Origin of the sequence: Psychrobacter sp. T6-6, from assembly GCF_052258185.1 — a bacterium.
Taxonomy (GTDB): Bacteria; Pseudomonadota; Gammaproteobacteria; order Pseudomonadales; family Moraxellaceae; genus Psychrobacter.
The window spans coordinates 72230-91851 of record NZ_JBQQEX010000004.1; the positions used below are offsets into that span (position 1 = coordinate 72230).

General features: G+C 44.2%; 17 protein-coding genes. 9 read left to right on the forward strand and 8 right to left on the reverse strand.

The window, feature by feature from the left end; all coding sequences use genetic code 11:
- Positions 1 to 29 precede the first annotated feature (29 nt).
- Positions 30 to 665, reverse strand: coding sequence for a response regulator (locus tag ACTXGL_RS08115; protein ID WP_319050626.1), 636 nt, complete (start codon positions 663 to 665; stop codon positions 30 to 32).
- 437 nt (positions 666 to 1102) lie between these two features.
- Here ACTXGL_RS08115 and ACTXGL_RS08120 point away from each other — a divergent pair, with 437 nt between their 5' ends.
- Positions 1103 to 2185 carry a serine hydrolase gene (locus tag ACTXGL_RS08120; RefSeq protein ID WP_319050625.1) on the forward strand — a complete coding sequence of 361 codons (1083 nt, stop codon included), beginning with the start codon at positions 1103 to 1105 and terminating at the stop codon, positions 2183 to 2185.
- 93 nt (positions 2186 to 2278) lie between these two features.
- Complete coding sequence (locus ACTXGL_RS08125; protein WP_443526119.1) at positions 2279 to 2938, forward strand: thiamine phosphate synthase; 660 nt, start codon at positions 2279 to 2281, stop codon at positions 2936 to 2938.
- 72 nt (positions 2939 to 3010) lie between these two features.
- Here ACTXGL_RS08125 and ACTXGL_RS08130 read toward each other — a convergent pair whose 3' ends face one another.
- Both ACTXGL_RS08130 and ACTXGL_RS08135 read right to left on the reverse strand, forming a co-directional pair.
- A complete protein-coding gene (locus ACTXGL_RS08130) occupies positions 3011 to 3340 on the reverse strand; it encodes a TraR/DksA family transcriptional regulator (RefSeq protein ID WP_443526121.1) in 330 nt (109 codons plus the stop codon).
- 167 nt (positions 3341 to 3507) lie between these two features.
- Positions 3508 to 3657: a hypothetical protein gene (locus tag ACTXGL_RS08135; protein ID WP_443526123.1), complete on the reverse strand. Its 150-nt coding sequence runs from the start codon at positions 3655 to 3657 to the stop codon at positions 3508 to 3510.
- Positions 3658 to 3778: 121 nt separating this feature from the next.
- Between ACTXGL_RS08135 and ACTXGL_RS08140 the strand changes: the two genes are divergently transcribed.
- The 5 genes from ACTXGL_RS08140 to ruvB all read left to right on the forward strand — a co-directional run bounded on the left by ACTXGL_RS08140 (position 3779) and on the right by ruvB (position 8963).
- Positions 3779 to 4993 carry a phosphoglycerate kinase gene (locus ACTXGL_RS08140; protein WP_443526125.1) on the forward strand — a complete coding sequence of 405 codons (1215 nt, stop codon included), beginning with the start codon at positions 3779 to 3781 and terminating at the stop codon, positions 4991 to 4993.
- A gap of 254 nt (positions 4994 to 5247) precedes the next feature.
- Positions 5248 to 5634: a hypothetical protein gene (locus tag ACTXGL_RS08145; RefSeq protein WP_443526127.1), complete on the forward strand. Its 387-nt coding sequence runs from the start codon at positions 5248 to 5250 to the stop codon at positions 5632 to 5634.
- 438 nt (positions 5635 to 6072) lie between these two features.
- Positions 6073 to 7110 (forward strand): class II fructose-bisphosphate aldolase, encoded by a 1038-nt coding sequence (fba, locus tag ACTXGL_RS08150; protein WP_443526129.1) that lies wholly within the window; start codon positions 6073 to 6075, stop codon positions 7108 to 7110.
- 81 nt (positions 7111 to 7191) lie between these two features.
- Positions 7192 to 7812, forward strand: a complete 621-nt coding sequence (ruvA, locus tag ACTXGL_RS08155) for a Holliday junction branch migration protein RuvA (protein WP_319050617.1) — start codon at positions 7192 to 7194, stop codon at positions 7810 to 7812.
- A 170-nt stretch (positions 7813 to 7982) separates the two neighbouring features.
- Complete coding sequence (gene ruvB, locus ACTXGL_RS08160) at positions 7983 to 8963, forward strand: Holliday junction branch migration DNA helicase RuvB (protein WP_319050670.1); 981 nt, start codon at positions 7983 to 7985, stop codon at positions 8961 to 8963.
- A gap of 97 nt (positions 8964 to 9060) precedes the next feature.
- On the opposite strand, the gene ACTXGL_RS08165 is transcribed toward ruvB, so the two are convergent.
- The 5 genes from ACTXGL_RS08165 to ACTXGL_RS08185 all read right to left on the reverse strand — a co-directional run bounded on the left by ACTXGL_RS08165 (position 9061) and on the right by ACTXGL_RS08185 (position 15036).
- Positions 9061 to 10488, reverse strand: a complete 1428-nt coding sequence (locus ACTXGL_RS08165; protein WP_443526130.1) for an FAD-binding oxidoreductase — start codon at positions 10486 to 10488, stop codon at positions 9061 to 9063.
- A gap of 95 nt (positions 10489 to 10583) precedes the next feature.
- Positions 10584 to 12242, reverse strand: coding sequence for an ABC1 kinase family protein (locus ACTXGL_RS08170; protein WP_443526132.1), 1659 nt, complete (start codon positions 12240 to 12242; stop codon positions 10584 to 10586).
- 115 nt (positions 12243 to 12357) lie between these two features.
- Positions 12358 to 13062: a ubiquinone biosynthesis accessory factor UbiJ gene (locus ACTXGL_RS08175; protein WP_443526134.1), complete on the reverse strand. Its 705-nt coding sequence runs from the start codon at positions 13060 to 13062 to the stop codon at positions 12358 to 12360.
- Positions 13063 to 13151: 89 nt separating this feature from the next.
- A complete protein-coding gene (gene ubiE / locus ACTXGL_RS08180) occupies positions 13152 to 14129 on the reverse strand; it encodes a bifunctional demethylmenaquinone methyltransferase/2-methoxy-6-polyprenyl-1,4-benzoquinol methylase UbiE (RefSeq protein WP_443526401.1) in 978 nt (325 codons plus the stop codon).
- A gap of 202 nt (positions 14130 to 14331) precedes the next feature.
- Positions 14332 to 15036, reverse strand: coding sequence for an FFLEELY motif protein (locus ACTXGL_RS08185; RefSeq protein WP_443526136.1), 705 nt, complete (start codon positions 15034 to 15036; stop codon positions 14332 to 14334).
- A gap of 467 nt (positions 15037 to 15503) precedes the next feature.
- On the opposite strand from ACTXGL_RS08185, the gene ACTXGL_RS08190 reads away from it, so the two are divergent.
- Positions 15504 to 17174: an ATPase gene (locus ACTXGL_RS08190; RefSeq protein WP_443526138.1), complete on the forward strand. Its 1671-nt coding sequence runs from the start codon at positions 15504 to 15506 to the stop codon at positions 17172 to 17174.
- 773 nt (positions 17175 to 17947) lie between these two features.
- Entirely contained in the window at positions 17948 to 19555 is a 1608-nt protein-coding gene (locus tag ACTXGL_RS08195; RefSeq protein ID WP_443526140.1) for an inorganic phosphate transporter, read from the forward strand.
- Positions 19556 to 19622 lie beyond the last annotated feature (67 nt).

The window sequence follows — 19622 nt, forward strand, 5'->3', positions numbered from 1 at the left end:
ACCATTACAAAAAAGAGGTGCTGAGTAGCTTAGGGTTGAATCAAACCATGGCGAATGGCAAGGTGGGTCAATTTCACATCACTATCAACCCCGACTTTCTCGTAGATACGGTAGCGATAAGTGTTGATGGTTTTGACACTGACAAATAATTGATCAGCAATTTGCTGAGGGCTTTGGCAATTGACGACCATCATGGCGACTTGTTTTTCTCTATCACTTAATAACTCAAAAGGTGAAGTAGCATTATCAGACAACAAAACATCGGCCAATTGCTCAGCAACATCTTGACTGAAATAACGACCCCCTTGATAGATTTTTTTGACAGCGCGTATCATCTCGTCAAGCGGAGTGCCTTTTGTGATATAACCATTTACGCCAGCTTTTATCAACATTGAAGGATAAGGCTGGGCTGACATGCTACTCACTGCCAAAATCTTAATACCCATATCGAGCTGAATAAGGCGTTTGGTGGCCTCAAGCCCGCCGATATTTGGCATATTGACATCTAGCAATACCACATCAGGACGTAGCTGCTTGGCCTGTTTTATCGCCATATCTCCGCTGTCTGCTTCACCCACTACTTCGATATCGGGGCTGTCTGATAACATGCGACTAATACCCATCCGCACCAAATCATGATCATCCACCACCAATACTTTAATCATAACCATACTCTTTGTTGTTTGTCAGAATGAATTTTTTATAAGAATGAGATCGTAGGAAAAACGAAACTGTTGTGAGGTATATTTTGTTTCCGAATATAAAAAACATTGATAATGCACCACGTAAATGTCAGTACTTAGTCCGTTTGAAAGTTATCAGTTAATATAGAAAGGTATCAAGAATCATAGCATTCTAAGTTAAGTTATATTTCTATATTGTGAATCAATGTTTCCACAATATAAACTGGTTGTGTCAAAGTTTGAATGGAGTCAAAAAAAACCACTAAATCAGTTTGATAGATTAAACTTAAATGTAAACCATGATACACTAAAAATACAAAAGCTCTATGTGAGTACTTACAAACACATCTACAAACGCTACGTACGTTTTTGGCGTCAGACAGTATGTAACTGGCGTGATAGCGACAGCAGGAGGCATAATGAAGCAACTACCATTAACCAAACAGCAATTGATCGCTGCTATGATTTCATTGAGTTTGGGCAGTGTTGCACAAGCCGCACTTACAATTAATGGTAGCACTGAGACGACCTCTAGTGCCCGTATGAGTTGGGGCGGTGCTGATAGCCTATCTGAAGCACGCAACATTATGTATAAGTCTAACAGCTCAGCCATCAAAAAAGTCGATAATGGTTATGGTACGACCAATATCACGAACACCAATAGCTTTGCGAGCAGTAGCAACACCAATGGCGCTCGTTACAATACAACTTACCGCGGTGCATTTGGTAGCAGCAACATGATCCCAATCAGTACTGACTCGCGCAGTGTTGCGGTAATTGATGCCGAAACTGGCGAATCTATCTACGAAAAAGATGCAGATATTGCGCGCCCTATGGCCAGTATTACAAAAGTAATGACAGCTATGGTAGTGCTAGATGCTGGTCTCGATATGCGCGAAGAGATCACACTTGATCCAGAGGATTTTGTTGGTCCCAAGCGTGCAAGCTCACGTCTAAAATCAGGTGACCGCATGAACCGTGCAGAGCTACTGTTGATGTCTTTGATGAAATCTGAGAACCCAGCGGCAAAAAGCCTAGCGCGTAATTATCCAGGTGGCTACAATTCTTTTATGCGTGCAATGAACCGAAAAGCACAAGATTTGGGTATGAGCACGGCATTTTTTGGGGATCCAACTGGACTTGATAAACGTAATGTTGCTTCCTCAAATGATTTGGTAAAAATGGTACGTGCGGCTGGCAATTACGATGTCATTCGTCGTTTTTCTACCACCAAGAGCTATGACTTCTTTGTCTCGAACTACTCAAGCGGTAACCGTACTTATAGTGCCAACAATACCAGCAGTTTAGTTCGTGCAGGTGATTATCCAATCGGTATTTCAAAAACAGGCTTCATCAATGAAGCTGGGCGCTGCGTTGTAATGGAAACACGTGTTAATAATCGTCCAGCGATTATCGTTATCTTAGGTGCAAACAGCTCAGCGACACGTTGGGGAGATGCCAAGAACATCCTAAATAGCTTAGCAACACGCCGTACGGTATAAAGCGTTTATTTTGAATACATAAAGGGCTGTTATTTTACATAACGGCCTTTTTATTGTGTTGTGTTTAAGAATAATAAATCAAGGATGTTTACTATGAGTCAATCACCATCATCTCAATCTATTATGCCACCGAAGCTCTACTTGCTGACCAATGATGATGAGTTTGGTCTGTTGTACCAAAAGCTAGAGGCAGCGCTATCGACAAATTTGATTGGGCTATTACAGATTCGCCGCAAGCAAATTGTCAGCTTACCAAATGGTGATGCGATGCTCTATGAGGAAGCGAAGCAAATTGTCGAGTTGGCTAACATATATGAGGTCCCAGTCGTCATTAATGATGACATTGAACTGGCAGTAAAGCTTGGCGTCGGTGTGCATCTGGGTCAAACAGATGGAAAGATTAGTGATGCCTTGCAAGTTCTAGCACCATCCCAAATCATTGGACGTACCTGCCACGGTGATATAGAACTCATCAAAAAAGCGAAAAAGAACGGAGCAAGCTATGCGGCAATGGGTGCGGTGTTTGCCTCTACCACTAAACCAAACGCGAACATTGTCTCACGTGAGCAGCTAATTGAAGGATGTCAGCAGGGCATACCGATATGTGTCATAGGTGGATTGACTGCAGAAAACATCTCAGAACTGGCAGATATACCTATTGCTCTTGTGGCAGTAGTGGACGATATCATGGGGTTACCAGTAGATAAGGTTGCCGAGCGTTGTTATGAATGGCAGCAGGCACTTTCTAAATAGAAAATACCTGCTTAGAAGGAAAACACCTACTTGATAAAATGCTTTAAAAAATAGATATAAAGAGCTGAGTAACTATTCGGCATGTTCCATACATAAAGTAGCGTAGGGCAGTGCTTCTAATCGTTGCTCTTCGATTTGCTCTCCGCACACTTCACATTCGCCATAAGTACCGTTTTCGATACGACTCAATGCATTTTCAACGTAAATGAGACTTTGGCGTGCTTCGCCCATTAGATTCTTGCGCATATCGTTCTGACGATATGAGATGGCTTGATCCTCCCAGTGCTCATTGAGATCATCTTGTGGGTTTTGGATATGATCTTCAATTTTGTCGATGCGAGACTCGTATTCATCTTTTAACTTTAATAAGTTTTGTTTTGCATTGTCTAAATCAATACTCATAATGCTCTCCTAAAAGGTTATTGTTATTGTCAACGCTCCTATCATAAAGACCCTGACTGCTGAGTACCACCACGAAATGTTACTGTTTATTGAATCGGCTCAACGCTAGTAGATGCAATCGATTCGTTGAAATAGACGTCTAAAAATAATAGCTCGCTATATCAACATTACGCAGGTTTTTGTAGCGTTGCTTGCGAGCCTATGATAGAAAACTGGTAGAATATATCGCCGCTGATTTCTATCTGCTTATCCAGTCCAATAAAATAAATGGGTAAACAGCCTGAGCGTTTAGCGATAAAGACATAAATAATAAGCATGCAAAGCGATAATCCAAATCGTTGAGTACATATAATGGCTCATAGTTAGAAAGACTATTGGTCTTATTAATAATGATAGCAGTCGTAAATTAACAAATATGTTGATATATAGGAGCAGGCAATGAATTTTTTGCGTATGAGTGAGCTGAACTTAACGGACAAAGTAGTACTGATCCGAGAGGATTTAAACGTCCCTATCAAAGACGGTAAGGTTACAAGTGATGCCCGCTTACAAGCAAGTTTACCCACTATCGAGATGGCGTTAGAGAAGGGCGCTGCTGTGATTGTATGCTCACATCTAGGACGTCCAACAGAAGGCAATCCTGAGACCATCTACTCATTGGCACCAGTTGCTGATTATTTGACAGACAAACTGGGCTCGAAAATATCGACGCCAGTACGCCTTAATAGTGACTACCTAATGCAAGGTACCGCAGCAAAACCTGGCGAAGTTGTACTACTAGAAAACGTACGCTTTAACGATGGTGAAAAGAAAAACGATACGACTTTAGCCAAGAAGTATGCTGATTTGTGCGATGTTTTTGTCATGGATGCCTTTGGTACCGCGCACCGTGCACAGGCATCAACAGAAGGGGTTACCCAAGCGATGCGTCAAGCAGGTAAAAGCGTTTGCGCAGGACCTTTGCTGGCAGCTGAATTAGACGCCTTAAGTCAAGCGCTTGAAACGCCAGCACAACCGATGCTTGCTATTGTTGGTGGATCAAAAGTGTCTACTAAACTAGAAGTACTACATAGCCTAGCTGAAGTGTGTTCGCAAATTATCGTTGGTGGCGGTATTGCCAATACTTTCTTGGCCGCTCAAGGACACAGTGTTGGCGCCTCACTGTACGAGGCAGATTTGCTCGATACTGCGCGTGACATTATGACCAAAACTGAGATCTTGCTACCGGAGCATGTCGTTGTTGCCGATAAAGGCGATATCGATTTTGCTGATTTTACAGGCTCTCTACAGAAAGCTGCAGCAACCATCAAGTCTGTTGATGCAATCGGCGACAATGACATGATATTGGATATCGCACCACAAAGTGCAGAGCAGCTTGCTGATGCCATTATTAATGCAAAGACAATCTTGTGGAATGGTCCGGTAGGTGTTTTTGAAGTCGATGCTTTTGGTCAAGGCACACAAATACTGGCAACTGCCGTAAGAGACAGCGACGGTTTCTCTATAGCTGGTGGCGGTGATACATTGGCGGCTATTGACAAGTACCAAGTTGCTGATGGTGTGAGTTATATGTCGACAGGTGGCGGTGCGTTTTTAGAGTTCGTCGAAGGGAAAGTGCTCCCGGCAGTTGCAGCGCTGCAAACTGATGCCTAAAAAGTTAACGTTACTCAGCAGTTTAGTAACATTAGACGTACAACTAATAGTAGGTATCTAAGGTAGTCTGTGAAAATAATATTTTGACTGTTGTTTTTCTTATTTTTATTTACATAAGTGAGAACGATAGTCATTCATTATCAAGCGGTAATTATTTGTTTATATACTGAAAATTATTATTGCATGTCTCATTCGCACTCTATAAAATAGCGCGACCATGTATCTTGACATGCATTATTTACGAGAGGTTTATTATGTTAAAACGTCATTTGTTACTTGCTAGCGTACTTGCTGGTACTTTCGCAGTTACTGCATGTAGCCAACAAACTGAAGAAAATACTGAAGCTGCTGTTGAGTCAGCTGGTGATGATGCTGCAATGAATGCTGAAGCTGCTGAAGCTGAAACAGACGCTGCTGCTGCCGAAGCCGAAGCTGCTGCACAAAACGCTGGTGATGAAGTTGCTGAAGGCGCTGAAACTGCGGGTGCTGCTGCAACAGACGCTCTAGAAAACACTGGTGATGCTATCGCTGAAGGTACTAACACAGCGGTCGAAAACACTGCTGAAGCTGTTGCTGATGGCGCTAACGCTGTTGCTGACGGTGCTAACGATGTTGCAGTTGATGCAGAACAGCAGTACTAAGCAAAGTAACAAGTACTTTGATGACTGTTTGGATATTATCAGTAACTGATAGATCATCCTTTTAATTAGTCATTGCTTTATAAGCCTCGAAATACTAGAAAAGCCTTGGTGATTGCCAAGGCTTTTTGCGTTGTGCGCTATTAGGATAATGGATAGCGTGACTTAACATATTTGATTTGGTATATGTCACTCAATCTATGCCACCAAGCCTATATGACTCAGAACAAGTATGATAGAAGTGGTTGGCGCAGATGCACTAATCAGACTGACAAATAGTCAGGTAACCGCTACGAAGACAGGACAATTTTTGCTATAATCACCGCGTGATGACCACGCCCAAAATTATTTAGGGTTTTATCATTCTGCATGTCGTCTTATAGGCAGTAGAGTGGTCGTCATTTCTAACATACTATTCAAAATCCAATCAGAGAGCGTCTTATGGCCCTAATATCCTTACGTCAACTTCTAGATCATGCCGCTGAACACAGCTATGGTGTTCCTGCTTTTAACGTTAATAACTTAGAGCAGATGCGTGCAATCATGATGGCTGCGGATGCTTGTGATTCACCTGTCATCGTTCAAGCCAGTGCAGGCGCACGTAACTATGCAGGGTCGGCATTTTTGCGTCATTTGATCATTGCTGCTATCGAAGAGTGGCCACATATCCCGGTGGTAATGCATCAAGACCACGGTATGTCACCAGCTATCTGCCAACGCTCAATTCAGCTTGGCTTCTCATCAGTCATGATGGATGGCTCGCTTGGTGAAGATGGCAAAACGCCAATGGATTACGATTATAATGCTAGCGTTACTCGCGAAGTTGTCAAAATGGCACATGCTTGTGGTGTCTCTGTAGAGGGCGAGATTGGTTGCCTAGGTAGTCTAGAGACTGGTATGGCTGGTGAAGAAGATGGTTCTGGTGCTGAAGGTGTATTAGATCACGAACAGCTATTGACTAGTGCTGACGAAGCTGAGCAGTTTGTAAAAGACACCAATGTCGATGCGTTAGCGATTGCTATCGGTACCAGCCATGGTGCTTACAAATTCACGCGTCCACCGACAGGCGATATTTTGTCTATTGAGCGTGTAAAAGAGATTCATGCGCGTATTCCTAATACTCACCTTGTCATGCATGGTTCTTCATCAGTGCCACAAGAATGGCTAAAAGTCATCAACGAAAACGGCGGTGATATCGGCGAAACTTATGGTGTGCCTGTTGAGCAGATCGTAGAAGCGATCAAACATGGTGTACGTAAAGTCAATATCGATACTGATTTACGTCTGGCATCAACCGGCGCTATCCGTGAGTTCCTTGCGAAAAATCCAAGTGAATTTGATCCACGTAAATATTTCAAAGCGTCTATGGTCGCGATGTCAGACATCTGTACCAATCGTTTTGAAGCGTTTGGTTCAGCAGGTCAAGCGCACAAGATCCGTCCAACTAGCCTTGAAGGTATGGTTGGTTTTTACCAGTAGTAGACTATACTGGTAAAAGGTACGTTTATACAATGAATGGCAGCTGATTTTTATAATCGCTCATACAAGAGGTCGTAAATAATGATTGGATTGATTACTGGACAGGTGCAGTACTTGATGGCGCCGACGGCTTGTATCATGACAACCTCTGGTGTGGGTTATGATATCGAGCTGCCATTGCCGTCGTTTTGTCAACTACAACTCAATGAGCAGGCAAGTATTTGGACGCACTTTCATGTCCGTGAAGATGCGCAACTGCTTTATGGTTTTATTGACCGCAAAGAACGTGATGTTTTTCGTCAACTGATCAAGATCAATGGCGTTGGGGCAAAAATGGCATTGGCAATGCTCTCTGCAATGTCAGCAGCTGAACTTAAAATGCATGTCGAGCAAGAGTCGGAGACGGCCTTGACTCGTATACCAGGTATCGGCAAAAAAACAGCTCAGCGCTTATTAATTGAGCTAAAAGATAAGCTAAAAACTATCGAAGTTGATAATGGTGCGTTTGAGTTGACGCCTCAAGAAACGACGGTTTCTCATGAAGGCAGTATTATCGCTGAGGTAGAGGGTGCGCTGATCAGTCTAGGGTACAAAGAAAAAGAAGCGCAGCTCGCGATAAAAGCAGCCAAGAGTAAAGGGGACGGTTTCTCTGATACTCAAGGTTTGCTAAAAGCCACACTACAGCAACTGTCTGGCTTTTGAGTTATAACAGCTATCAATATAGTATCATTATGCAGTAAATAAATAAGCGACATTGAATGTCGCTTATTTTCGTTTTGGTACCTGTTTAATGATGTTTTGCATGACTTATGCGCAGCGTTTGGTTATGCTATTTATTACCTAATATTTTTAATATAACGATAAATTCTATGATGCAAGATCGCCTAATTAATCCATTAGAAGGTGCCAGTGATGCACCCGATGCCAACATCCGACCAGCACTATTGGCTGAGTATATTGGTCAGCCAGTGGTACGTGAACAGATGGAAGTGTTTATCGGTGCTGCTCGTGGCCGCAATGAAGCGTTGGACCACACCCTTATATTTGGGCCACCAGGATTGGGCAAGACGACCCTCGCCAACATCATTGCCCGTGAGATGGGGGGCAATCTACGCTCTACCTCAGGACCTGTGCTCGAGCGCCCAGGCGATCTGGCAGCCATGCTGACCAATCTAGAGGAAGGCGATGTACTGTTCATCGATGAGATTCATAGATTGAGCTCGGTCATCGAGGAGATACTATATCCAGCAATGGAAGATTTCCAGCTGGATATTATGATTGGTGAGGGGCCTGCGGCGCGTTCTATTAAGCTTGATTTACCGCCATTCACATTGGTGGCAGCAACGACGAGAGCTGGGCTGTTGACCTCACCATTACGTGATCGTTTTGGTATTGTGCAGCGTCTTGAGTTTTATAATATTGCTGATCTTACAACGATTGTCAGTCGAGCAGCGCGCCTCATGCGTGTGCCGATGAGTGAAGATGGGGCGATTGAGATTGCTCGCCGTGCTCGTGGTACGCCGCGGATTGCCAATCGTTTGCTACGCCGAGTGCGTGATTATGCTGAGGTAAAAGGTGATGGCAGCATCAATGGCGCGATTGCAGGTAGTGCGCTAGATATGTTGGCAGTAGATAGACGCGGTCTTGATCATCTAGACAGACGATATATCGAGATTTTGCATGAGCGTTTTGATGGCGGTCCTGCTGGGGTCGAAGCAGTCGCAGCGGCGATGGCTGAAGATCGTGGTACGCTTGAGGACGTGATTGAGCCTTATCTCATTCAACAAGGGTATGTGCTGCGTACCGCTCGTGGACGGGTGCTGACACAGATGGCGATTGATCAAATGTTATAAGCATAGAAATAGAAAAGCGCCTACTTTTGATTGAAAGTAGGCGCTTTTTTCGGCTGTCGCTTTGACTTCAGTATAGGCTATGATTTTTTTAATAATTTTAAAAAATGGGCAGAGCTTCAGGCCATATTTTTCCTGGGTTTAAAATGTTTTTAGGATCGAGCGCTGACTTGATAGCTTGCATCAGCATTAGGCCGCTGCCATGCTCTTGCTGCATGTATTTTTGTTTGCCTTGTCCAATACCATGCTCCCCTGTACAAGTGCCATCCATCTCAATAGCCCGTGTGGCTAGGCGCCCGATAATACCCTCAGCGGTGGCGACTTCATCAGGATTGCCCGCATCGACTAACAACAAGACATGAAAGTTGCCATCACCAACATGACCGACAATAGGTCCAATCATACCAGCGTCTTCAATATCTTTTGCGGTGGCACTCACGCATTCTGCAAGTCGTGAAATAGGCACGCAAGCGTCAGTGGATAACGCACTGGCCTCAGGTCGTAGCGCAGAGCTGGCATGATATGCATTATGTCTTGCTTGCCAGAGACGTTTGCGCTCAGCTTCATTCGTATCCCAAGAAAAATCACGGCCGCCAAATTCTGCGATAATATCACTGAATAGTTGAGCCTGTTCAGCAACGCCTGCTTCTGTGCCATGAAACTCGACAAATAGTGTCGGCGTCTCAGTAAGATTGAGATTGTCATATTGATTACATGCTTTGATTTGCATCGCGTCTAGTAGCTCAATACGCGCGATAGGTAAGCACATCTGGATAGTCAGCATCACTGCCTGACAGGCATCTTCGATGGTTGAGAAGTGACAAATACCGCTACCGATACATTCGCTGATACCAAACAGTTTGAGCGTGATCTCGGTGACAATCCCTAGTGTTCCCTCCGATCCAATCATTAATCGCGTCAGGTCATAGCCTGCAGCAGATTTTTTAGCTCGCGTACCTGTGCGTACGATATCTCCGCTCGCCGTTACTACTTCAAGCGCGAGTACCACATCTTTCATAGTGCCATAACGCACTGCATTGGTACCTGAGGCGCGAGTGGCGACCATACCACCAAGACTGGCATTCGCACCGGGATCTATCGGAAAAAACAGCCCTGTATCACGTAAGTAGTGATTTAACTGCTCACGCGTCACGCCAGGTTGCACCGTCACAGTCAAATCTTCATTATGAACCTGCAAGATAGCATCCATGGCATGCATATCGATGCATAAACCGCCATAGGGTGCATTCAGCTGACCCTCTAACGATGAGCCAATACCAAAAGCGATCACGGGCATCTCATACTGATGACAAATCTCGACCGCTGCTGCGACTTCTTGCTTATCTTGCACCGTTAGTACGGCATCTGGCGGCTGATTGGCCAGCCACGTCATCGTATGGCCATGCTGCTCGCGCACTGTTGAGTTCACACTCAATTGTTTGCCAAAGCGTTCCTGCAGTGCTGCAATAGCCAAGCTATGGTCTGGTTTGAGAGTGTTGTGAGTCTGTGACAATGCTACTGATGACATGATGGATCCTATAAATAATGCGATTATTCAGCCTTAAATTAACATAATCGATATTTATTTGATATCGCTAATAACAGGCATTTGTTCTATTATAATTACATTAGGATACGCCATACAACGACTAAAACAGCTAACAAATAAAACAAGGGTGCAAACCAGCCCACTTGCGTTGCAATACCAATACTGATACCGAATCCAGCCAGTGCCAACCAATCGCGGCGACGGTCATTGAGCATGTCAGCGCGGATCTGCTGAATTTCACGCAATTGACTGTCCTGACGTGATCCTTGTGAGGCAAGGCTTTGTAGACCTTGATCAAGTAGTTTAGGGATATCGGTGGTAGACAGTAGCATTTCAGGCAGCTGCTGACGTAACTGTTGTAGATTACGCATAGGATCTAACTGCTCCTTAATCCAACTGCTCAGGATGGGCTTGGCAAGCGACCAAATATCCAGATCAGGATACAAGTCGCGACCGAGTCCTTCTACATGAACTAAGGTTTTGAGCAATAGCATCAGTTGAGGCGGGATGCTCATATGATGACGACGCGCAATGTCTAAAATCTGCATTAGTACGCCAGCAAAATCGATATCATTGATTGATTTTTGTAGCATAGGGCCCACGGTGCGCTTCATATCACGCATTAGGGCATGCTTGTCAGCATTTGGTGGTATCCAGCCTGCACGGCTAACGATATCGACGACCGCGGTAAAGTTGTTATTCATGACCGCAAGTAGCATTCGTGCCACGATAAGCTGATCGTCTTTTGATAGGGTGCCCATGATGGCGCAATCAAGCCCGATATAGCGTGGTTCATGCCCCAAATCAACTGCTGCCATACCTTCGTGTAGTGTCTGCACAGGCGGTGTCTCAACGAATACATTACCTGGATGCATATCGGCATGAAAAAAGTTATCACGGAACACTTGCGTAAAGAATATCGTTAGACCTTTTTCGGCAAGCGCTGCACGGTCATAACCCAGCTGATCGAATATCTCAACTTGTGAGATGGGCACCCCTTGGATACGCTCCATGACCATCACGTTTTTGGCAGCATCATACACTTCAGGCACATACATCAATGCTGAACCCAAGAAGTTGTTGCGCATTTGCGTGGTATTGTCAGCCTCAAGCGTCAAATCCAGCTCATTGAGCATGACTTGCCGATAGTCTTCGACGATATCAATGATATGTACGGCGCGCGCAGCTTCTATACGGGCAGATGCCCAACTTGCCAGTTCTCGTAGTAATTCAAAATCAGAAACGATCACAGTACGAATATCAGGACGTACGACTTTTACGACGACTTCACGTCCGTCATGCAATGCTGCCGTATGGACTTGTGCAATAGAGGCTGCCGCCAGTGGCTTAATATCAAATCGGGCAAACAAGGTATCGACAGGCTGACCGAGACCATGTTTCGCGTGCTCAATTTGAGCGACAGCAATATCAGCATCAAAAGGCTTAACTTTGTCCTGCAGTTGTACCAATTGAGCGATAATCTCAGGTGGTACCAGATCGCGGCGTGTTGAGAGCAGCTGGCCTAATTTGAGGAATAGTGTACCCATATCTTCAAGCGCGTATTTAATGGCATTTGGCTGGTGCTTCTTGCCCCATGCTGCCGGATGCGTACGAATTAGGCGCATTAACGGTTGTAGCTGCGGCGCTTCCTCGACAGAAAAATGGGTATCGAGGCGATATGTGGCGGCAATACGCCAAAGCTCAAGTAAACGGGCGCGGTGAGATAGTAGCATGGGATAGGGTACTCTGGACAAAAACGAAAATAGGGTAGGCGCTATGTTTTATAGTAAATATGACCAGCAATACTGATTGCTGATCATGGGTTAAATACGCTACTCATAAAACAAACTACTGATGAAATGAGTTGTTGAGGAAACGTGCTTGCTCTTCTTTGATAGCAGCAAGCTTGGCTTGTTCACGTTCGACATCTGCCCGCAGCTTTAAGAGTTGCTGTTTGAGGTCATTGGCTTCAGCGACTTCGACAGGATCAGGTGTGCTATTACCGGCAACGTCGTTGGCCCAATCACTAACATCGTCAAAAGCACGTTTGGCATTGTGACGCCAGGTACCTTTGAGCTGAGAGATGAGAAGATGTAATTGACTGGCCATCGGTTTACCAATCAGTGGCTCAAGCTGACCTGCTACATCGGGATCAAAGCCTGCCACCAGCTGTTTAAGCTGCATTAGTACTTTGTAATCACCAGCGATTGGTAAGTTACCTTCAGCGCCGCGCATCAGATTGAGCAGCTGCGCAGGATTGTCTACAGTGATGGTACAGTCTGGCCGGCTATGACCAAAACGCGCGCGCTCCATACTGGCTCTTTGGCGTTCGCTCATCTGGCCACTTGGCTCAAACACACTTTCAGTCATGACTGGCTCAAAACGCAAGCGTTCATGAGAGAACAGGACATCTAAGTCAATATCAGGCATGCCCATATTGAGACGCAATACTTTACCCGCAAGTGGTGCCAAACCTGCTTTGGTAATCTCGTCACTTGCAATCGCAATATTAATCAGCTTTTCGGCACCAGCCAATAGTAATACAGTTAGCATAAGGCTCTCGCATCGTTAAGTGAGCGCTTGATTAGCGCATAGAATATTAAGTATTGACGTCAGTTCAATAGGGTATTGCCAGTTGTGCTCTACGCCTTAAAGCCGCGGTGCACAGCAACAATACCAGCAGTCAAGTTGTGATAATCACAGTTTTCAAAGCCAGCTTGTTGCATCATTTGCTTTAAGGTCTGCTGATCAGGGTGCATGCGAATTGATTCCGCCAAGTATTGATAGCTCTCAGAATCATTAGCAATCAGCTTGCCCATGACTGGCAGGGCGGTAAACGAATACAAATCATAGGCTTTTGATAATGGCTCAAACACGGGCTTTGAGAATTCCAGAATCAACAAGCGACCGCCTGGTTTTAGCACGCGGTACATGGCTTTTAGCGCTGCGTCTTTGTCTGTGACGTTACGTAGACCAAAGCTAATGGTCACTAGATCAAAGCTTTCATCATCAAATGGTGCCAATGTTTCAGCGTTCGCCAGTACAAAATCAACATTGTTACAGCCAGCATTGATCAGACGTTCACGGCCCACCTCTAACATAGCAGCGTTGATATCTGACAATACAACATGACCGTTTCTACCGACTTCACGGCTAAATACTTTAGCTAAGTCGCCCGTACCGCCAGCGATATCTAATACATGCTGACCCGCACGAACGCCTGATAGACTAATAGCATAGCGCTTCCATAGACGATGAATACCAAATGACATCAAGTCGTTCATGATATCGTATTTTTTGGCGACAGACGTAAAGACATCAGCCACGCGTGCTTGCTTTTCAGCTTTATTGACGGTCTTGTACCCAAAATGCGTTGGCTCGTCGCCATCAGTATCTGGCGTATGCGGATTGTTGATGTCATCGCGTTGGTTAAATAGTGCTTGCTTGATCGTTTGCGCGGTACTGTTGTTAGCGCTACTACTCTTATTGCTGTTTGGCATAGTCGTTTGCTGGCCTTGCGGCGTTCCAGTTGGTAGATCTTGAACTTTGGTAAAGTCATTGTTGCTGTTATGAGCAGCATTGCTGTTATCTGCGTTAGATGCCGCTGTCTGGGCACGCATTATCTGTGCGCTTATCTGCTGGTTATGAGCGATACTGTCCTCTACCAGTTTGTTTTGCAAGTGACTATTGGTAGGTATGGTATGGTCAAGATGGGCACTGTTATTGTTTGAAGTATCGGTCATCGTGTTTCCCTATCGTTTTTATTAGACTACATACAGCCTAATGTATTATAAGAGCTGATTGAACTCTAAATGATGTATTCTATGATACACCAAACCCTACTGGCTTATCGCTATTATGCACCTCATCGACGATCAGTAGTTCACGCTTACAAAACGGCTCAATAAAGTCGCTGACACTCTTAAGAGGTTTCATCGCCTTAAAGCCTGTATCAATAAAGTCATAAAGCGGTTGATAACCGTGACGATATGCTGTGGTCTTTGCTAAGCCAAACGCCTTTTTTAGCATGAATGAGTTTAAGTGTTTGTCCGTGCGATAGCATACCTCTTTTAGATTGGCAATCTGTACTCGGCGCTCTGCCTCTTCGTCCACAGCACGGTAAGCGGCCAGCATGTTGTCTTCGTTCACAGGCAAGTTTTGATCGAGCAGCCACTGTGCTAAGTGCAAGTCTAGCTCAATGGCCAAAATCGCGGCTTGGATGCCCATGCTACCAGCTTCTAACGCAGATTCTTTGGCAAGACGCTCTAGTTTTTTGGCTTTTGGCAATATACGTGCTAGCTGTTCAGCCAACACCTTGAATTCATCACCCCCATACAACTGGGTCAAAAAATAATCTGCCATTAGCTGGTTTTTTGGCTGCTCAAACAGTGCGCGATGAGTATGACGTATGCGTGCTTGCTGCCATGTTTGTACTTCTTTGAGCTTAATGCTCAGTTGCTCATCCTGATGATGAGGTAGTGCCCAAAAACGGTTCAAGTGCTGTTGTAGATCAGCTAAAGCGGCCATGGCAGTAAATCCTATAGAGGTAAATAATATTTTAAAAAGTAGGTATGTTGATTTGATGTAGTGAGTGTTTGAGCATCTATGTTAACAAGCACTAAAAATTGTGTTCACCTTAAAAGAAAATAAATAAGAATACAAATGCCAAACTGTTACATAGCACTATTATTTACTCGATTGGCGTGGTGCTATGATTAAGTGAGATAAAAATAGCCGAAAAGACAATTCAAAGAACGTTTTGCTAGCAATATCCGCTGTGTGCAGAAGCACTTAGCGGAAATCTTCTTAACGCATAGCTTTTTAATTAACAGCTTCTTCATGACAGGCTTCTTGGTCAAAGGTTTTGATATTATCTGACAATAAAATGACCGAGCAATAATAAAGATCAGCAAAAACATCATTTAATAAAGACAAAGTTACTAAGAATATAGCTACCAAAAATACAGTTACTATAAATAAAAGCGAGTCCAATCATGTCCCAAAAAAATGATACTACTGAACCTGCGGCACTACAAGCGGTGAGTGCACAATTTAGTGAGCAAGTCGTCGAGCAGCGCCTAACGCCCAATCCTTTGAGCCAGTTCTCTATGGATGAGGATGCGCTGAGACTGGCGCTAGTGACAGCGCAATATGCACTAAGAGCCACGCGTCAGCAAACCACCAACAAACCAACAGGACTATTGGTGCTTGTCAATGGGATGGAGCAGGCAGGTAAGGGCACATCAGTTAAGCAGCTCAGACAGTGGGTTGATCCAAGACTACTCAAGGTTGAAGCAACCATTGGTCAGGCATCACTAAGCTATCAGCCTATTTGGCAAGCCCATACGAGTGATATGCCGCGCCATGGTGATGTGATGGTGTATTTCGGTAATTGGTATGCTGACTTGCTATACAACATCATGCGATTGGCAGCATCAGATGATAAAAGTGACCAAGATCAGTCTACGAATGCTCAGTTAATGAATAATAGTATCGACACAGACGCACTACCTATTGCTCAGTGGCAAGACTATCTACAGCAACAATTAGAAGTGTTAAAAGCGTTTGAACAAGACCTTGTGGCCAATCATACCAGAGTATTGAAATGCTGGTTTCATGTTGACGCTGACACGCTGCAAAGTCGCTTGGAAGATGATGAAGCGGATCCGCAGTTTTTGTATCAAATAGACTGGAACAGCAAAAAAGTCATCGAAAAATTTAATGAGGTAGCAGCGACGCTACTCGAACAGCAAGGTGATTGGATTATTATCGATGGCGACGACAAGTCTGTAGCCGCTGATAACTTCTGTCATGAAGTCTTGCATGCCATGCAAGCCTCACTGGTAAGTAGTCGCAAAAGTGCACCCAAGGCTGAAAAATCTCAATCTAAGAAGAAAAAGTCTCAGTCAGATGCTGACAAAAAGCCCTTTAAGCCTGTCAAGATACCTAAGAAATTGACTGACATAGACGACTCAAAAATCAGTAAGTCTGACTACCGCGAAGCACTGGCAGAGAAGCAAGCGCGTCTTGCTGAGCTATTACGTGCGCGCAAAGGTCGCCATATCGTCTTTGCTTTTGAGGGCATGGATGCCGCTGGAAAAGGCGGTGCGATTAAGAGACTAGTGGCAGCGCTCGATCCACGTGAGTATCAAGTTTATAATATTGGCGCACCGATGTTATACGAGACCCAGCATCCTTACTTATGGCGGTTCTGGACCAGATTGCCTGCTGAGCAAACCAATCGTATCAGTCGTATCGCTATTTTTGATCGCACTTGGTATGGGCGCGTATTGGTTGAGCGTATTGAAGGGTTTGCAACCAATGACGAATGGCAGCGCGCGTATGATGAAATCAATCGCTTTGAGTCAGATTTGGCAGCTGCAGGAACGTTGGTTATAAAATACTGGTTGGCTATTGGCAAAAAAGAGCAGCTTGAACGTTTTGAGGATCGCCAAGACACACCGCACAAGCAATTTAAGCTGACTGATGATGACTGGCGCAACCGTGATAAGTGGTCTGATTATGTGCAGTCTGCCGCGGATATGCTGGCACGCACAGACACAAAAACAGCGCCATGGTGTGTTATTGCAACCAATGAAAAACGCCAAGCACGTTTGGATGTGTTAGATCATGCGATTGAGCAGCTATCAGCAGTAGCTGAATAAAAATAACTAATTTTTAATGATTAGGTTTCACTATTAGAGTTTTGATGTTTTGGTTTTCAGAACTTGGCTTCAATGCCTGCGCTTTAATGTCTGGACTTTAATAGTTAGGCCTGTGATGGTCATGATTTGAATAGTGATTTTTGACAATGGTTTATACTGACAGCTCGCTGTTGATAGCGCCTACAAGTTGCCTATTAATAGGCTAATGGAACAAAACATACTCAATTCAATCTGTCATCGAGAAAGAGTGACATCAAACGTACACATTCCCAGTTACAAATCTTGCAATATCATTATGCATTATGTGATTATATTTAATATAATAGGGGCAAAATTGCCTCTGTTATGTCATAAAGTCTCCTAGTAAACGAATATTTTATGATTAGGGCAGAGATTCAACCAATATTACTGCCGTACTAGAGATAAATAAAAACAGTACCACTATCAGAGTTGTAAGCCGCGAGATGCTGTAATCGAATGATTGAGCACTATACCTTGCGGCTTTGTGATATATGGAGTGATGTGTTTTGGTAGGGAGTATTTCTTGTTGACCTACTATTATCGACCTAAATCAGACGTGCAAAAGCAACGATAGATTTAGGATTACGGCAGCAATAGCATGTTAAAAGTTCATTATTTTAAGTTCACTGTTTAGAAAACACATTGCGCACATATCAAGCAGTCGAAATGCAGATTAGCATCATCTGCTTAAATGCTACGCAATGTCCTAATCGCATATAATTTCAATCAGCTTACGCAGGACGTATCAACGTATGGGTATTAGCAACAGTTCTACAGAGCCAACTCAACCAGTCGGCTCTATGAAAGTAAATCTATTTTTTGCCATTCTATTAATTGCGATGACCGTCTACTTTTTGTGGTGGGGTTTAGATTACACCATGCGTCAGCAAACGACGCTGTTCATTGTGGCAACCGCGTTTGGTGTCTTTATGGCATTCAACATCGGTGGTAACGATGTTGCCAACTCCTTCGGTACTTCGGTAGGGGCAGGAACGCTAACCATTCCCCAAGCGTTAGGGGTAGCCGCGATATTTGAGGTTTCTGGTGCAGTATTGGCAGGTGGTGAGGTTACCGATACCATTCGTAAAGGTATCGTTGACTTGGACGGTCTGACAGTCACACCCAACCAGTTTATTTATGTCATGCTCTCAGCATTGATCGCCGCTGCATTTTGGCTGCTATTTGCCACACGCAGGGGGCTACCAGTATCGACGACTCATTCTATTATTGGCGGTGTCATTGGTAGTTCTATCGTTCTAGGATTCGATTTGGGTGGTAGCGCTACTGCACTATCTACCGTAGATTGGGGTACGGTTGGTACCATCGCTATTTCTTGGGTTCTATCACCGCTGCTAGGTGGTGTATTAGCATATATCCTATATGGTCTCATTAAGAAAAATATCATTGCGTATAATGATCAAACAGAAGCCCATATCGGTGAGCTAAAAGCCAATAAAAAGGTACTAAAGCAAAATCATAAAGAGTTTTTGGATGGTTTGACAGAGTCAGAACAGCTGGCTTATACCTCAGCGATGCTACGTGATCAAGAAATCTATAAAGATGATGATTGTGTCGTCACAGACTTAGAAACTGATTACTACAAAGAGCTTTATGAAATCGAAAACGAGCGTAGTAATCTTGATACGCTAAAAGCGCTTAAGCAATGGGTACCTATTATTGCTGCATTGGGCGGCGCAGTCATGACTTCCTTGGTCGTGTTTAAAGGTCTTAAAAACGTTAATAGTAATCTGACCACGCTGCAGGGTTTCTTGATCATGGGTATGATCGCAGCCTTAGTTTGGCTAGCGACCTTTATCTACACCAAGAGTATTCGCGGTAAGCACAAAGAAGATCTGACCAAGGCTACTTTTATTATGTTCAGCTGGATGCAGGTATTTACTGCATCAGCCTTTGCCTTTAGTCATGGTTCAAACGATATCGCTAATGCGGTTGGTCCTTTTGCTGCCATCATGGATGTTATCCGTACCAATGAGATTGCCTCACAAGCAGCAGTACCGCCAGCTGTCATGCTGACTTTTGGTGTTGCGTTGATCGTAGGTCTTTGGTTCATCGGTAAAGAAGTGATTCAAACGGTTGGTACCAATCTAGCAAAAATGCATCCTGCGTCAGGATTCTCAGCAGAGCTTGCTGCTGCTGCGGTTGTTATGGGTGCATCAACCTTAGGTCTACCGGTATCTAGTACGCATACTTTGGTAGGTGCTGTACTTGGTATTGGTATCGTCAATAGAGACACTAATTGGGCGCTAATGAAGCCAATTGGTCTTGCATGGGTAATCACCTTGCCAGTTGCCGCTGGACTATCAGCGATCAGCTATGTTGTTTTGAAAAACATTTTTTAGTATGTGTCTCGTTGCGACATTTAGGTTGCGACTATGCTAAGAACAACAAAAAACGCTTATTAGCCTC

What these genes read in the sequence shown, in the direction of transcription:
- ACTXGL_RS08185 (WP_443526136.1), bottom strand. Translation starts at nt 15,036, where the DNA reads ATGGCCGCTTTAGCTGATCTACAACAGCACTTGAACCGTTTTTGGGCA.
- ACTXGL_RS08115 (WP_319050626.1), bottom strand. Translation starts at nt 665, where the DNA reads ATGATTAAAGTATTGGTGGTGGATGATCATGATTTGGTGCGGATGGGT.
- ubiE (WP_443526401.1), bottom strand. Translation starts at nt 14,129, where the DNA reads ATGCGTGCCCAGACAGCGGCATCTAACGCAGATAACAGCAATGCTGCT.
- ACTXGL_RS08170 (WP_443526132.1), bottom strand. Translation starts at nt 12,242, where the DNA reads ATGCTACTATCTCACCGCGCCCGTTTACTTGAGCTTTGGCGTATTGCC.
- ruvA (WP_319050617.1), top strand. Translation starts at nt 7,192, where the DNA reads ATGATTGGATTGATTACTGGACAGGTGCAGTACTTGATGGCGCCGACG.
- ACTXGL_RS08135 (WP_443526123.1), bottom strand. Translation starts at nt 3,657, where the DNA reads ATGCTTATTATTTATGTCTTTATCGCTAAACGCTCAGGCTGTTTACCC.
- fba (WP_443526129.1), top strand. Translation starts at nt 6,073, where the DNA reads ATGGCCCTAATATCCTTACGTCAACTTCTAGATCATGCCGCTGAACAC.
- ACTXGL_RS08190 (WP_443526138.1), top strand. Translation starts at nt 15,504, where the DNA reads ATGTCCCAAAAAAATGATACTACTGAACCTGCGGCACTACAAGCGGTG.
- ACTXGL_RS08120 (WP_319050625.1), top strand. Translation starts at nt 1,103, where the DNA reads ATGAAGCAACTACCATTAACCAAACAGCAATTGATCGCTGCTATGATT.
- ACTXGL_RS08165 (WP_443526130.1), bottom strand. Translation starts at nt 10,488, where the DNA reads ATGTCATCAGTAGCATTGTCACAGACTCACAACACTCTCAAACCAGAC.
- ACTXGL_RS08145 (WP_443526127.1), top strand. Translation starts at nt 5,248, where the DNA reads ATGTTAAAACGTCATTTGTTACTTGCTAGCGTACTTGCTGGTACTTTC.
- ruvB (WP_319050670.1), top strand. Translation starts at nt 7,983, where the DNA reads ATGCAAGATCGCCTAATTAATCCATTAGAAGGTGCCAGTGATGCACCC.
- ACTXGL_RS08130 (WP_443526121.1), bottom strand. Translation starts at nt 3,340, where the DNA reads ATGAGTATTGATTTAGACAATGCAAAACAAAACTTATTAAAGTTAAAA.
- ACTXGL_RS08125 (WP_443526119.1), top strand. Translation starts at nt 2,279, where the DNA reads ATGAGTCAATCACCATCATCTCAATCTATTATGCCACCGAAGCTCTAC.
- ACTXGL_RS08195 (WP_443526140.1), top strand. Translation starts at nt 17,948, where the DNA reads ATGGGTATTAGCAACAGTTCTACAGAGCCAACTCAACCAGTCGGCTCT.
- ACTXGL_RS08140 (WP_443526125.1), top strand. Translation starts at nt 3,779, where the DNA reads ATGAATTTTTTGCGTATGAGTGAGCTGAACTTAACGGACAAAGTAGTA.
- ACTXGL_RS08175 (WP_443526134.1), bottom strand. Translation starts at nt 13,062, where the DNA reads ATGCTAACTGTATTACTATTGGCTGGTGCCGAAAAGCTGATTAATATT.